We start from the raw sequence: 13156 nt of genomic DNA, 5'->3' as shown, positions 1-13156 counted from the left end.
GATGAGAGACGTGAAGAAGCGAATCTCGAGAGCAGAACAAAAATGCGCGATCAGCGGCATCGTATATCCCGCCTCGGAACTTGTTCCGCTGGAACTGCTGAGGCATGCCATCGTCGAGAGGATCAGAAAAGGTCACCCCACGCTGACTTCGGATGCGGTGATCAGCCGTCAAGAGGTCAATCGCCACTGTACCGTCTATGTGGAGGAACTGCTGCGCGCCGAACGGGGCGAGCTTTCCGAGTTCGAACAGCAGGTGGCGCGTAGTCTCACCGAGGGTGATCTGATCTCGGCGAATATCGAAGAGGACTATGGCGCCCAGCGCACGCTCGCGGAGCGCGCTTCGGATGATCTGGCCAGCTTCGGCGGAAGCTGGCGCTTCCTGATTTTCTTCGCTCTCGGGCTGGGTTTCTGGATCCTGGCAAATATCGCAGGTGCCAAGAGCTTCGATCCTTACCCCTTCATTCTGCTCAACCTCATCTTGTCGTGCATCGCCGCAATACAGGCCCCCATCATCATGATGAGCCAGCGAAGGCAGGAGGCCAAGGATCGGATGCGGTCGCTCAACGATTATCGCGTCAACCTGAAGGCGGAGCTTGAGATCCGTCACTTGCAGGATAAGGTCGACCACCTCCTGTTCAACCAGTGGCTAAGGTTGACGGAGATCCAGGAGCTGCAGATCGAGATTATGCAGAATCAGGCCGCATCGGCTGGCCCGTAAGTGCGCCGAATGGCCGTATGTTTGGTCGGAGGTGATGCCTTCACCCAATTGAGCTGGATCACAAGGCCTTCTGTGTTGCGGGCTTTTGAAAGGAGCGGCTTATGCGTCAACTTCACAATATCGAGAATATTCTCATCGGCCTGTCGGTTGAGAACAAGTATGAGCCGACCGCCGCGATCGGCTATGGCCTTTCACTCGCAAAGCTAGCAGGAGCGCAAATTACGGTATACGCTCCGTCGGTGAAGCTTACCCTGCCTCATTCATTTGTCAGCGGTATCGTAGCTGGCATCGTGGCCTCGGAAAATCGTCATGTTGCAGAGTTGGCGCGTACGGTGACCGAGCGCATTAGCGAGCAGGCCCGTGCAATCGGTGTTGCGGCTTCCGTCAGTTCGCCTCAGCTCAAGCGTTTACAGCTGGTCGAAGGGTTTACCAAAGAGACCCGCTTGCATGATTTGTGCATTCTAGACAGCGAATCCGACGCAATCGACATCGACCGGGATCTGATAGAGGCAGCACTGTTGGATAGTGGACGTCCGGTCATCGTTGTTCCTCCTGGCTTCACCTCATTTAGTGCACGGCATGTTGTTGTTGCCTGGGACGGTAGCAGCAAGGCAGCGCGCGCGCTCTTTTGACGCGTTGCCGATCCTGCGCATTGCAGAAATGGTCGAGGTGATCCAAATAGAGGGTGAAAAGGACCTCTCTGGTTCGATCCCTGGCGCGAGGCTGGTCGAACACCTTCTTTCCCACAAGGTGAAGATTATTGCCAAGTCCATTCATGCGGATAACGGCGACGTGGCCCAAGCGTTCAGACAATATGCCCAGCACTCGGCTGTCGACCTGATCGTGATGGGTGGTTTTGCGCATTCGCGGATACGGCAGCTGATCCTCGGGGGCGTTACGCGGGCTCTTCTGCGGCACTGCAATGTGCCGTTATTCCTGTCCCATTAGCTGTCTAGAGTTCCACTACCGCGTTGGGTCAATCCAATGCTACGCTGGCCTATAGAACTCAAATCCAGCCTGGGATCATGCAACAGAAACTGCCGAACGGCGGGCCGGAAGCCTCGAAGCTCGAGGCCATTCTGAACTCGGCTGTCGCGGCTATAATTACGATAGATATCAGCGGAATGATCGATTCGGTCAACCCGGCGACCGAGAGGATTTTCGGCTATCCGGCAGGCGAGCTGATTGGACAGAATGTTCGCATGCTGATGCCTGAACCGTTCCACGGCGAACATGACAGCTATATTTCGAACTATCTGTCCACCGGACGGCGAAAGATTATCGGTATCGGCCGGGAAGTGATGGGCAAACGCAAAGATGGGACCACCTTCCCACTCGATTTGGCGGTCAGCGAGTTTGTTGCAGGAGGAAAACGTTATTTTGCGGGCATCATCACCAATCTCAGCGACCGAAAGCGGGTCGAAGAAGCTTTGCGGGAAAGCGAGCGTAAGCTTGCCCAAGCGCAACGACTGGAGTCAATAGGCCAGCTGACGGGCGGCATTGCACATGATTTCAACAATCTCCTGACTGTGATCACGGGAAATCTGGAACTCATCGAGATGAGCGTACAGGGAGAGCACGTGCACAAAATGCTAAGAGATGCGCAGGAGGCCGCTGACCTTGCAGCGAAGCTTACGTCCCGCCTTCTCGCATTTGCCAGACGCAGTCATCTTGAACCGGAAATTCTTGAAACTAACGACTTGGTACTGAATGTCACCAGTATGCTTCGCCGCACGCTGGGTGAGCATATCTCACTGTCAACCGTCCTTGCGCCGGACCTGTGGCAGGTAAAGGTGGATCCCACTCAGGCTGAAAGCTCTCTGGTCAATTTAGCTATCAATGCACGCGACGCCATGTCAAAGGGCGGGAAGCTTGTCGTCGAAACACGAAATATCCGCATGGAAGAAGTCAAGAGCGGAGACACAATTGAACTGCCGCATGGCGACTACGTGCAAATTTCTGTCTCTGACACTGGCACTGGCATGCCGGCGGAAGTCAGGGATCGCGCCTTCGAACCGTTCTTCACGACGAAGACAAGGGGGCACGGGACCGGCCTTGGCCTTAGCATGGTTTACGGCTTTGCCAAGCAGTCTGGCGGCCATGTGACGATCTATAGCGAGCTTGGTCACGGAACGACTATCAACATCTATTTGCCTCGGGCGAACGGGACGATGGATACCGATGCCGTTCCAGTTGATGCCGAACTGTCGCGAAAGCGCCGCGAAACCGTCCTTGTTGTCGAAGACGACGACGGTGTCCGTGATTTAACGGTTACCCGCCTTGTGACGCTCGGATTCAAGATCCATGAATCGTCGGATGGGGCGAGCGCTATCAAATTCCTTGAAAGCGGGCTCAAGGTGGATTTGCTGTTTAGCGATCTCGTGCTGCCAGGGGGGCTTACCGGATATGACGTTGCCAGAAAGGCAAGGGAAATATATCCCGGAATTCGGATACTGCTGACTTCAGGCTACGCCGAAGATCTCCTCCGGGCGGAGAATCTCGGCAGTATAAAATTGCTTCGTAAGCCATATCGGCTAGCTGATCTACGCAGCGCCTTGGAAGCCGTGCTCAGCGAACCGCCGTGAGGCGGGTTTGATTTGCATCAAACCTTTCTAACGACACTCCGCTTACGTTGGCATTAGAGTTCAACAAGGTGCCGTTATGAAATCGATATTGGTTGCTGTCAGCGGGACGAAAACCGACGATGCAGTGCTCGGCGCTGCGTATGCTATTGCTAAGCCATTGAATGCCCATATCGATTTCCTTCACAGTCCCATTAATGCGATAAATCCTGCGGACTATAATCCTCATGTCGAGTTTGCACGCGGCGACGCCGTAGAACTCGCACTCCGAACGACCCTGCTCAATGCCAAGGACGCAATAGCGAATGCCCGCTCGCACGTGAGCCGTTTCTCAAGATAAATAATATACCGAAAGTGACTTGCGCGGCAGCCATGGACCGAGTGACCGCAAGCTGGAGTTCCAATCCAATAACCGCAGGCATTGAGGGTTTGATCAAGGCAGCTCGCACCCACGATCTGACTATTGTCGGCCGTTCCAGTGCTGAGCGCAGCTGGTCAAAAAACCTTCTTGAAGCCCTGGCGGTGCGCCGCTTCTTCCCGCCTCCGCATGATCGGTAAAAGTAAGATTGAGTGCTTTATGAGAGGGCGCGCTCCAGGAGGATACGCCTGGGAGCCTTCGCCAGTTCAGGATTCGAGGCATTTGGCACCGTTGTCGGGTCCAGTTACTGGGCGAGTATGAGCCTTATCTCGACCAGATCGGAGCGAGCGCGCAAAACGTAGAATCCGAAGGCGTCAGGTGGGACGGCATCAGCCAACCCAATTCCCGCCATTCCGGCCACCCCGCACAATTTGCCACAAACCGGCACAATCGGGGCAAACACGGGCAAAGCAAGGAGAGCTTCCTGAGGCCGGACAGATGCTCAGGAGTGAACCATGCTAACCCTTGCAGCAGATTCAGAACGCGACTACCGCCCCCCGCTCCAGATCGTGAGCGCAGGTGAGTCCTCAAAAGGCCTGAAAACATTCGATCAATTGCTATCTTGCCAATCTTTATGCAGCCTAGATCCTCATCAGCATCTGTATCATCAGGGAGACGATAATCATAAAATCTACCGGATTGAATCGGGACTCGTGCGCATCTATCACGTGTTGAGCGACGGGCGTCGTCAGATTATCTCCCTGCGCTTTGCCGGCGATATCGTGGGCTTTGAAGCTACCTCGGAACGGCATTGCAGTGCCGAAGCGATCACTCATGTGAGATTCCGCTGCTTAGAGCAGAACAGTGCTTATCGGCACATGCGCGACGAGCCAACGCTGGCACCGCAACTCGTAAGCCTTCTATTGAAGAAACTCGAGAATGCGCTAGGCCAGATAGCCGTTCTCAACCGTCGCTCCGCGATGGAGAAGCTGTCTGCCTTTATTCTTGAGTTGCACCGCCGACAGGACAATTCGCCCGCGATCCGCCTTGAGTTGAGCAGGTCCGACATCGCAGATTTTCTGGGGCTGACGATAGAGACCGTGAGTCGGAATCTCACCAAGCTGAAGGTCAAGCGGATCATTCGGCTGCCGGAAGTCCACAAGCTCATTATCCTCGATATTGAACGCCTGGAAGCACTGGCGGCAGGCGATTGCCTAGAGTCATGAAAGAGGCGGCACATCGGCGCTTCGCGCTCGCGGTCGTGGCCAATCTCGACGACGCCTTGCGTGCCCTGCGGCAACTGGTCCACAATGAGCTTGATCCACAAGCGATCTCTATCGTCGGGCGCGAAGCGAGCTTTACTCACGGCCGGGAGAGATCCGCTGAACTCAGCGCCATCGTGAATGGGAAGTCGCGCTCCCTCGACTTCCAGACAGGGCAGGACCGAATTGTTGCACTCGCATGCGGACCTGTCTTGCCGAAGAGCATATCACAGGATGCCTCGGCATTCGAAGGATTGTTGGGACGCTGGCTCTTTCCCGCGCATGCCAAACGTTTGGCGCAAGCCGTTGCCGGCGGTGAATTTCTACTGCTCGTCCAGCTTGATGGCCTGGTCGAAGAACGCCTTGCAACCAGGACATTGCTGCGCAGCTGCCGAGGATCGGTGGAAGTGCATGATTTTGATCTGGCCGACAACATCGAGCAGTTTTGCCTATGCTCGCAAAAGACCTGATCAGCGCCACGCCGGAGGTTCTTCGCGCGCAGCCGACCGCCACTTCGGAAGCCTGGCTCTACGTGGACGCGTCCAAATCCGCGGCCGAAATGTGCTACACGGTGATGAGCGATCTCGGGCTGCACAGACGCATAGCCGATGATCCGGTCTCCTGATCAATTGACCTAAGTCAATGCCACGGCATCGGCCTTGCGTATCCTCGCGAACCCAGTGTTCGATCCAAGGAGAATGGTATGACATACAAGACGATTCTGGTGAGCCTGAATGATCTCGAGCGCAACGAGGCTCTCCTTACATGCGCGGCGGAGCTCGCCCGCAATTTTGATTCCCATCTCCAGGGCCTATATGTCATCCCTGCTGTCGAGATCTATGCTGGGACAAGCTTTGGCATGCCGGTCGTCTTCGAAGGCAATCGGGAGACTTACCAAAAGGCCGAGAAATCCGTGCGAGACTTGTTCGAATCGCTCGCGCAAGTGGCGGGTATCAGTAGCGACTTCGTTTTGGTGGATTCGATAACTCCCAGCATTACGAATCATGTAATTGACTATGCGCGCCGATCTGATATCGCGATCATCAACCAGCCCCCGGAGGATGGGGGATTGTCCGTCACGGGTCGCGCTTTCGTCGAGCAGATCCTGTTGTCTACTGGCAGACCGACCCTTGTCTTGCCAAGGAAAGGTGGGACGAGCGCGGTGGCCGAACTCGTCATCATCGGCTGGAGTGGAAAGCGTGAATCGGCGCGGGCCGCTTTCGACAGCGTGCCGCTATTGACAGGTGCAAATGAAGTCCGCGTAGTCTGGGTCGATCCGGAAATGGAGTATACCAGTCCTGGTAGCCTGCCCGGCGTCGATCTTGCCACGGCTTTGTCGCGCCATGGCGTCAAGGCGGTGATCGAACCCCTCTCCACGGGGGGGAGGGAGGCCGGCGAGGCCCTACTGACCAAGATATCGGATAGCGGAGCCGGCCTCCTTGTGATGGGAGCTTATGGTCATTCGCGTCTGAGTGAGCTGATTCTCGGCGGAGCGACCCGGTTTGTTCTCAGTGGCATGAATTGTCCGGTATTATTCTCGCACTGAGGCGCGAACTCGAATCCCTCCTTCCTGTATCAATCAGCTTCAGCGCCATGCTCGGGCTTGCGTGTTTGTGACTGATAAACGAACATTAGAGGCAACATCCCTACCGCTGTTATCGTCCATCCGATGGCGATGGCGAATGGGCCGGCCCGGCTGCCATATTCTGCGGCGGGCTAAAGACACCGGATCCAACCATGGAATCGATGACCAGTGCCGGGAACAGCGCCGAGCCGTGCTTTGCCGGTTTGGTCGCCGTCGGCAGCGGATGAAATCGTGGTATCGCTAATGGACATGGAAATCCTCCTATAAGTGTCGGAGCATTTCGCAACGGGAGATTTGACCAGGATCAATCTCAATTTGCCCACCGTGCCTAGTCTCCATGGTCGAAGAGAAACCATGGGTACATCCACTGAAAATACGATTGAATTACGGGTCGACGACATTGCACAGTTGTTTGATACGCTCGACCCATATCCGTTTCCCGAACGGGATCTGAATCGAGATGCCGAAGAGTATATTGTGGGCTGGGCACAAGAACTTGCTCCGCAACAGTCTCTGCGGATCATCGTTCATCACCCTGATACGCCGCATCAACGAAGTGCGTTTCTGGCTCTTAGCGAAGCTATGGTCGGATACTTCGGGTCACGGTCTCTGGCCATTCAGCGTGAACTCAATGAGTTATTTCGCATCGGACGATACTCGCTCGCAATAGGGATTGTGACGCTTATTGCGTGTCTGCTCCTGGCACAGCTGGCGGCAGGCCTCTTGCACGACGCGCCTTTCAAGAGGCTTGTCGAGGAGAGCTTCCTCATCCTCGGTTGGGTTGCCAATTGGCGCCCGCTCGACATATTCCTTTATGACTGGTGGCCGCTGGCTCGCAAACGCGACCTGTATCGACGGATCGCCGCCGCGCGCATCGAGGAAAAGCTCTACAAAATTTAGTAGCCTCGCAGAAATACCACCGAAAATTCAGACCGGCTTGATCGAGATCAAGGAACCATCAAACAGAGATGGCATAATTATAATGATAGCCCCTTATTGAAAGGAGGATAAAATGACGCAAACAGTCACCAAACTGCCTGTTGCTAAGGAGGAGACGCAGAGGCAAGAAGCAGCGCCATGGCGGCCACTGCTGAGCCTGCAGCGTGAAATCAATCAGATCTTCGATCAGTTTGACCGCGGTTGGCGACCGTTCTTTCACCACTCGATCTTTGATTTTGAACCACGGGCTCGGTTCGAGGCTTCGTGGTCGTCACCTGCAGTCGACATTGTTGATAAGGATAAGGCATATGAGGTTACTGCCGAAGTGCCTGGCATGAACGCCGACAACCTTGAGGTAAAACTCACCAACGATCGGCTGGTGATCAAGGGTGAAAAGAAGGAAAGCCGAGAAGAGACAAAGGCCGGCAACCACCTGTCGGAACGGCGTTATGGATCCTTTGAACGGACCTTCCGTGTTCCCGAGGGCGTCGACTCTGGAAAGATCGAGGCAACCCTTAAGGATGGCGTGCTGACCGTCATTCTACCCAAGAAGGCCGAGGCAATGAAACCGGCCAAGAAAATTGAGGTGAAGGCAGCCTGATCGACAGTGAGAGCAGACCGCCCCCGACAGGCTGGAGCGCGACCATTTCGTAATTGACTCGCGCTCCAACCCGACAAACCTTCAGAGACCATCATGCGCATTCAAGCTGCGTCGCGCTGTACGGGACTTCAGATCAGCGGGATGGCGGATCAAGGCATGACGGGGACGACCAGCAGACGCATATTATTGCGGCAAACACGCCTTCTTGCCGTCCTCAAGAGCACGCTTACAATCACTGAAGCACAGGCCGAAGCCTTGAATATGCCAAAGCGGTGAAGGCGCAAGCAGTCCCCATGCACGCAATGCTCGCCGACATGATGAAAATAGACAAGATGAGGGCGGCTACCAGAGCATGTGGCCGTGCTATTTTTGCCGCAGTGCTTGTGGTCTCGATCGGTACAGCCCATGCGGGATCCAACAGCGCTCGCGATGACTTCCAGGCCCTCTGCGCCGAATGCCACAATGCGGACGCCAGGGGAAATGGTCCGCTGACGAAGAACCTCACCAAAATTCCACCTGATCTTACACGCATCAAGCAAAGGGCTCATGGCAAATTCGACGAACAGGCCGTATATGACTGGATATTGGGACTCAAGATGACCGGATCCCATGGCACCCGAGAAATGCCGATCTGGGGCGACTGGTTGATGGATGAGGCACTTGAGGATGGCACTTCCCTCGATGCAGCCAAAGTCGCTGAGAGAAAGATCGAACGGCGGGTGATGGAAATTGTGAAATATCTCGAGTCGCTGCAGGTAGAAGAATAGAGCGCGGGGTGAGGAAATCGCTTTAGCGCTCTGGCAAGTCTTTGCATGTCGGCATGAGGCCAAGATTAAGAGGCATTTAGCTCAGATAGCTCTGATTGAGACGGCGAAAGACCGTTACGCATTAGCTTCTGGGAAGCAAGGGCAACGGCGCAACCTGCATGAGCAGGTAACAACCAGAACTGAACTCAAATACAGACTCGTGAAGATCGGGATCGTCCCAACTTTCATCGATCCTGCGAACTGGGCGGCCGGCCACCCTTGCTTTTGTAAAGTCATAGTTCATAGGGTCTTCCATTTGGAGAAGCCTGTCTGCGAGCTCCGATATCGCTTGGCGAGTCCATGAAGTGACATCAAAAGCAAGGATGTCCGAATTGAGGTTAGATGAATTGGAACGCCGACACATGTCGCCGCGTCGCGAGTCCGCCCTCTGGGAATTGGGAGGATTCTGCGTGCTATCAGCATTGTAGTTGGCATAGCACATCATTCCGGCAGACATGCGTCCTTGATCCAGCGAAATTGCCAGAAGGGCACCATGCTCGGCGTAGCGGGTTTCCGCGTGAATGGAACTCGGCAGCGCGAGGACAAACGCCGCGCCGATCACCCATCCCAGACAATAAGAATCCACAACTCTGACCATAGAATAAACTATCCTGCGAGCGTGGGGAGGAGCTTGATCGAAGTCAAACGTGGCAAATTATTGGAGGAGAATTTCAGCGACTTGAGGTCGACGGGGGCACGGCACCCGCTATGGGTACCGGCTTATATTGCAGTTTCCGTGACTGCTGGCGTGCCGCCTCGCCCCGCCACTTCCCTGCAAAATCAAAATCTAGAACCTCAATGATCAATCAAATCAATCAATGAGTTAGGGATAGTTCACGGGAGACTCTGTCGATCCACAACGACAGCCCTCAGCTCGTCAGGGAAATGATCTCGATCACATATCATCGGTGCCGCTGCTCTCCTATCCGCCCAGGTCGCCGCGAGCGCTGTTCGACACCGAATGCGAGACCAGGTGAAATACTCGCGAATAGAAGGCGTGCTGTGGGTCACTGCTGGCAATGCTGAGCACCGCGGCTTTCGCAAGCTCGTTCTTGAAGAGAGAAAACACCATCGTGCGATCATCCTCGTTGAGATTCGAAAGCGCTTCATCGCTGATGATCCACTGGGGACGATGGACCAGGAGTTGGGCGAATGACAAGTACGATCGTTCACTGGCTGTAAGTACCTTATCCCATCGCATGACACGATCGAGGGAAGGCACGAGATGGCCAAGATTGGTCTGACGCAGAGCACGGATCAGATCGGACCGATGAAACTTGCCGGGATCAACTGGATAGGCGAGCACATGACGCAATGAGCCTCCCGCCACGTATGACCGCTGCGGGACAAACATCATGCCGCTTCGCTGTGGCAGCTCAATTGTGCCTCTTCCCCACGGCCACAGGCCGGCAATCGCCCGGAAGAAGAGGCTCTTTCCAATGCCCGGTTTGCCAATGATCAAGACGCGCTCGCCGGGTCGAACCTTTACTAAGGAAGCATCAAGGCTGATCTCACGGTTCGATACGCACACTGTCACATCTCTGAATGCTAGCACTTGCGAGCCGTCGAGAATGTTGATTCTTGTACGCGACCGTTCCGCCTTTTCAATCTTCGAAGCCGCGTCGCGAAAGCTCATGACTCGCAAGAGTGCCGCCTGCCAGTCGGCGATCCCGCTCAGATTGTCCACGAACCAGCGCAGCGACGACTGGACCTGATTGAAAGCGCCCACCGTCATCATCAACTCACCAAATGTGAGCTGCCCTTGAAAATAGCCGGGAACCGCTATAACGATCGGCGCAACTATCGCAAGCCAGCCATAACCTGCGGTCACCCACCTCAGTCGCGTGATCCGGCCCACGAAGCGACCCATCACCTTGATGACCTTGTCCAGCTCATCGTCAAGGTGCCGGCGCTCGTCATGCTCGCCGCCAGAGAGGGCGATTCCGTCAGCCGCCTCGCTCACGCGGACAAGCGAAAACCGCAAGTCAGCCTCCTGGGCGGCGCGAGCCTGGCCGATCCCGACCAACGGCCGGCCGACAAGCCAGCTCAACCAGGATCCCGACGCTGCATAGATCAAGGCGCACCACACCATAAATCCCGGCACGGCGTATTCCTGGCCGCCGAGTGTGACCATAAACCCCTCCGACAGGATCCATAGCACGCCGATGAAACTGCCCAGCAACAGTGTGGATTGAAAAAAGCCGATAGCCAGCGTAACACTCAACTCCGTCAACCGCCGTGCGTCCTCGTGTATTCTCTGATCGGGATTGACGCCGATCTCGCCCGCGGTTGCGATCAGAAAGGGACGTTTGGGAATCAACCATTCTTTTAGCAGATCGCGCGTGAGCCATCTGCGCGTCTCGACTTTGAGAGTCTCATCGAGCCAAGTCTGCGCAACGTTCAGAACTAGAAGGGTAGAAGCAATCACACCAAATACGATTAGTTGGGCGATGAATGCTCCGAAGTCCTTGCGCTCGATAGCATCGAAGAAGGGTTGATTCCAGGCGTTCAACCTAAGCTGCGCGAAAGCGGTCGCACCGATTACAACAACAATGCAAACGGCAAGGGTAAAGAGGCGCGCCCATCCTGCCGAGCCGGCAAGGAGGTTGACCAGATCACGAATATGCCTGATCACGCCGGGAGTGCTGTAGGCCTGTGTCATGGATCGGCATGCCTCGCTGCAGTCATCTATCTCGAATAGCGGCTGACCCCGTGTTTTGGGCCGGCGACCTAAACCCCGCAACCGCTCGGCCTTTGCGGCATTTCCGCCACCGCCTGTTGATCCCGGTCAATCACAGAAGCGCTCTCCCAGGGCTTTCGATCCATATCAATATCCAGAGCGTAGATCGCGATAGTAGAAAATCATATGAGGGTACGCTGCCACAGGCCTATCGCTGTCGTTGATGCCAGGAATTCGGGCGACGCAATGGTCAATCTCAACGGAGAGGTGATCGGCAGCGGACAAAATCGGCGGCCACCTCCTCGATGCCGATCTTGACAGTGGCATATCATCGATAAGCCGGGCTTCGGCAAGGTCGTCACCGCCGGACTGGTCATCACGTCGAGTACTTTCACGGCAAGCCTTTCTGCCGGCGCCGGCTCAATGGGAGAACAGGACGGGGCACCTCATGCCTTTCAGCACGGAACGGGTCGCGCCTCCCAAGATAAACTCGCGCAGCCGCGCGTGACCATAGGCGCCCATCACGATGAGACCGACATCACGGGTTTCAGCTCTTTCAAGGAGAACCTTCCCCGCTTCACGCGAACTGTCGAGATCGATGGCGCGCGCATGGACGCCGTGGCGCAGAAGCGTTCTTACAAGGCCCTCTCGGCGTGTCTCGGCGCGCAATCTATGTTCCAACTCGGTGCCGACGATTGCGACCAGAACCTCATCGGCACGCTGAAGCAATGGAACGCCGTCAAAGATAGCGCGGGCCGCCTCCCGTGAGCCGTTCCAACCCACCAGGATCCGGTCATGAGCAAATCCGCGGTGGCCGTCGCGCGGCACTACAAGCGTCGGCCGGCCGGACCCGATCACCAGCCGCTCGGAGAAATCTGCGCCAAGCGCCCGACTGCTGACGGAACTGGAATAGCCGACGATCACCAGGTCGGCTTCTCTGGATTCCTCTGTGATAGTGGCGGCAATATAAGGCTCCGAGGCCTCGATCACGCGAAATTCACCCTCAATCCCGTCTTCCAGAATCATGCTTTCGAAGGCCGCTTTGACCGCCTTCTCCTGCTGCTTGAAGTATTTCTGCAGCTCATCGTTCTCCACCGGGACAACCTGGATCTCGGAACCGACCTGAAGCTCTATCGCCGGAATGACGTAAAGGCCAATCACATGAGCCATTTCATTGCGGGCGATCGTCGCGGTGGCGCTCAAGACGGTGCGCACCTGAGACACTTCGTTCAGACTAGCAAGGATGGTCTTGTAGGCCATATGTCACCCTTTCATTGGTACACCTTTATACCTATATACATACTTTGAGGCCGCAATCCCTCGTTGACCTGTGTCAAACAGGACCGATGAGTTATCGCGACCGCAACTGGCGCGCAGTGTCTCTGAACGCTCGCCTTGTATCGGCTTTGCCAACCCACTGGCCGCCCAGCTTCATGTATGACCGTTTGACCGCCGCCCAGGCAATGCGGTGCGCCCCCTCTTCCTGGCGCGGGTCTCCGACATGGGCGGCAAAGGCGTGATTGAACGCCTCCCGGTAAATGTCTTGCGCATGCTCAAGGAGATTGTGCCTAACGGCATCAGGAAGGTCGGCATTGTTCGCGTATGGCATCGCAGAACCCCTCTAT

Annotated in this window: 16 protein-coding genes; 12 read left to right on the top strand and 4 right to left on the bottom strand. The window is 55.7% G+C overall.

Features of this window, described 5'->3' with window-relative positions:
- Window positions 1-10 precede the first annotated feature (10 nt).
- From G5V57_RS11995 to G5V57_RS11940, 12 genes are all read left to right on the top strand, one after another.
- Window positions 11-718: a DUF1003 domain-containing protein gene (locus G5V57_RS11995; RefSeq protein WP_246737599.1), complete on the top strand. Its 708-nt coding sequence runs from the start codon at window positions 11-13 to the stop codon at window positions 716-718.
- 101 nt (window positions 719-819) lie between these two features.
- Window positions 820-1350 carry a hypothetical protein gene (locus G5V57_RS11990; protein ID WP_165167737.1) on the top strand — a complete coding sequence of 177 codons (531 nt, stop codon included), beginning with the start codon at window positions 820-822 and terminating at the stop codon, window positions 1348-1350.
- Entirely contained in the window at window positions 1298-1666 is a 369-nt protein-coding gene (locus G5V57_RS11985; RefSeq protein WP_165167736.1) for a universal stress protein, read from the top strand. Before G5V57_RS11990 ends, G5V57_RS11985 begins: the two co-directional genes overlap by 53 nt.
- A gap of 77 nt (window positions 1667-1743) precedes the next feature.
- Window positions 1744-3303: a PAS domain S-box protein gene (locus tag G5V57_RS11980; protein ID WP_165167735.1), complete on the top strand. Its 1560-nt coding sequence runs from the start codon at window positions 1744-1746 to the stop codon at window positions 3301-3303.
- 76 nt (window positions 3304-3379) lie between these two features.
- A complete protein-coding gene (locus G5V57_RS11975) occupies window positions 3380-3640 on the top strand; it encodes a hypothetical protein (protein ID WP_165167734.1) in 261 nt (86 codons plus the stop codon).
- A gap of 533 nt (window positions 3641-4173) precedes the next feature.
- Window positions 4174-4884, top strand: a complete 711-nt coding sequence (locus G5V57_RS11970) for a helix-turn-helix domain-containing protein (protein WP_165167733.1) — start codon at window positions 4174-4176, stop codon at window positions 4882-4884.
- Window positions 4881-5390: a hypothetical protein gene (locus G5V57_RS11965; protein WP_165167732.1), complete on the top strand. Its 510-nt coding sequence runs from the start codon at window positions 4881-4883 to the stop codon at window positions 5388-5390. The genes G5V57_RS11970 and G5V57_RS11965 overlap by 4 nt, the downstream gene beginning before the upstream one ends.
- Window positions 5372-5545, top strand: a complete 174-nt coding sequence (locus G5V57_RS11960; RefSeq protein ID WP_165167731.1) for a hypothetical protein — start codon at window positions 5372-5374, stop codon at window positions 5543-5545. The genes G5V57_RS11965 and G5V57_RS11960 overlap by 19 nt, the downstream gene beginning before the upstream one ends.
- 78 nt (window positions 5546-5623) lie before the next feature.
- Window positions 5624-6466, top strand: coding sequence for a universal stress protein (locus tag G5V57_RS11955; protein ID WP_165167730.1), 843 nt, complete (start codon window positions 5624-5626; stop codon window positions 6464-6466).
- A gap of 393 nt (window positions 6467-6859) precedes the next feature.
- A complete protein-coding gene (locus G5V57_RS11950) occupies window positions 6860-7405 on the top strand; it encodes a hypothetical protein (protein ID WP_165167729.1) in 546 nt (181 codons plus the stop codon).
- A 112-nt stretch (window positions 7406-7517) separates the two neighbouring features.
- Window positions 7518-8045: an Hsp20/alpha crystallin family protein gene (locus tag G5V57_RS11945; protein WP_165167728.1), complete on the top strand. Its 528-nt coding sequence runs from the start codon at window positions 7518-7520 to the stop codon at window positions 8043-8045.
- 293 nt (window positions 8046-8338) lie between these two features.
- A complete protein-coding gene (locus G5V57_RS11940) occupies window positions 8339-8812 on the top strand; it encodes a hypothetical protein (RefSeq protein WP_165167727.1) in 474 nt (157 codons plus the stop codon).
- 121 nt (window positions 8813-8933) lie between these two features.
- Here the strand turns inward: G5V57_RS11940 and G5V57_RS11935 are convergent, their stop codons facing one another.
- From G5V57_RS11935 to G5V57_RS11920, 4 genes are all read right to left on the bottom strand, one after another.
- Window positions 8934-9449 (bottom strand): hypothetical protein, encoded by a 516-nt coding sequence (locus tag G5V57_RS11935; RefSeq protein ID WP_165167726.1) that lies wholly within the window; start codon window positions 9447-9449, stop codon window positions 8934-8936.
- Window positions 9450-9773: 324 nt separating this feature from the next.
- Window positions 9774-11513 carry an ABC transporter ATP-binding protein/permease gene (locus tag G5V57_RS11930; RefSeq protein WP_165167725.1) on the bottom strand — a complete coding sequence of 580 codons (1740 nt, stop codon included), beginning with the start codon at window positions 11511-11513 and terminating at the stop codon, window positions 9774-9776.
- A gap of 438 nt (window positions 11514-11951) precedes the next feature.
- The gene (locus G5V57_RS11925) at window positions 11952-12791 is read right to left on the bottom strand and encodes a universal stress protein (protein WP_165167724.1); all 840 of its coding nucleotides are present in this window, start codon (window positions 12789-12791) and stop codon (window positions 11952-11954) included.
- Window positions 12792-12882: 91 nt separating this feature from the next.
- Complete coding sequence (locus G5V57_RS11920; protein ID WP_165167723.1) at window positions 12883-13140, bottom strand: ChaB family protein; 258 nt, start codon at window positions 13138-13140, stop codon at window positions 12883-12885.
- Window positions 13141-13156 lie beyond the last annotated feature (16 nt).

It is taken from the genome of Nordella sp. HKS 07 (assembly GCF_011046735.1).
Lineage (GTDB): Bacteria > Pseudomonadota > Alphaproteobacteria > Rhizobiales > Aestuariivirgaceae > Taklimakanibacter.
Note: the sequence above shows the minus strand (reverse complement) of the source record. Positions and strands in the feature narration are given on the sequence as shown.

Excerpts from the sequence above, each read along its gene's own strand:
- G5V57_RS11970 (WP_165167733.1), top strand. The coding sequence starts at position 4,174 with ATGCTAACCCTTGCAGCAGATTCAGAACGCGACTACCGCCCCCCGCTC.
- G5V57_RS11945 (WP_165167728.1), top strand. The coding sequence starts at position 7,518 with ATGACGCAAACAGTCACCAAACTGCCTGTTGCTAAGGAGGAGACGCAG.
- G5V57_RS11940 (WP_165167727.1), top strand. The coding sequence starts at position 8,339 with ATGCACGCAATGCTCGCCGACATGATGAAAATAGACAAGATGAGGGCG.
- G5V57_RS11955 (WP_165167730.1), top strand. The coding sequence starts at position 5,624 with ATGACATACAAGACGATTCTGGTGAGCCTGAATGATCTCGAGCGCAAC.
- G5V57_RS11920 (WP_165167723.1), bottom strand. The coding sequence starts at position 13,140 with ATGCCATACGCGAACAATGCCGACCTTCCTGATGCCGTTAGGCACAAT.
- G5V57_RS11950 (WP_165167729.1), top strand. The coding sequence starts at position 6,860 with ATGGGTACATCCACTGAAAATACGATTGAATTACGGGTCGACGACATT.
- G5V57_RS11960 (WP_165167731.1), top strand. The coding sequence starts at position 5,372 with ATGCTCGCAAAAGACCTGATCAGCGCCACGCCGGAGGTTCTTCGCGCG.
- G5V57_RS11930 (WP_165167725.1), bottom strand. The coding sequence starts at position 11,513 with ATGACACAGGCCTACAGCACTCCCGGCGTGATCAGGCATATTCGTGAT.
- G5V57_RS11990 (WP_165167737.1), top strand. The coding sequence starts at position 820 with ATGCGTCAACTTCACAATATCGAGAATATTCTCATCGGCCTGTCGGTT.
- G5V57_RS11975 (WP_165167734.1), top strand. The coding sequence starts at position 3,380 with ATGAAATCGATATTGGTTGCTGTCAGCGGGACGAAAACCGACGATGCA.
- G5V57_RS11935 (WP_165167726.1), bottom strand. The coding sequence starts at position 9,449 with ATGGTCAGAGTTGTGGATTCTTATTGTCTGGGATGGGTGATCGGCGCG.
- G5V57_RS11965 (WP_165167732.1), top strand. The coding sequence starts at position 4,881 with ATGAAAGAGGCGGCACATCGGCGCTTCGCGCTCGCGGTCGTGGCCAAT.
- G5V57_RS11980 (WP_165167735.1), top strand. The coding sequence starts at position 1,744 with ATGCAACAGAAACTGCCGAACGGCGGGCCGGAAGCCTCGAAGCTCGAG.
- G5V57_RS11925 (WP_165167724.1), bottom strand. The coding sequence starts at position 12,791 with ATGGCCTACAAGACCATCCTTGCTAGTCTGAACGAAGTGTCTCAGGTG.
- G5V57_RS11985 (WP_165167736.1), top strand. The coding sequence starts at position 1,298 with ATGTTGTTGTTGCCTGGGACGGTAGCAGCAAGGCAGCGCGCGCGCTCT.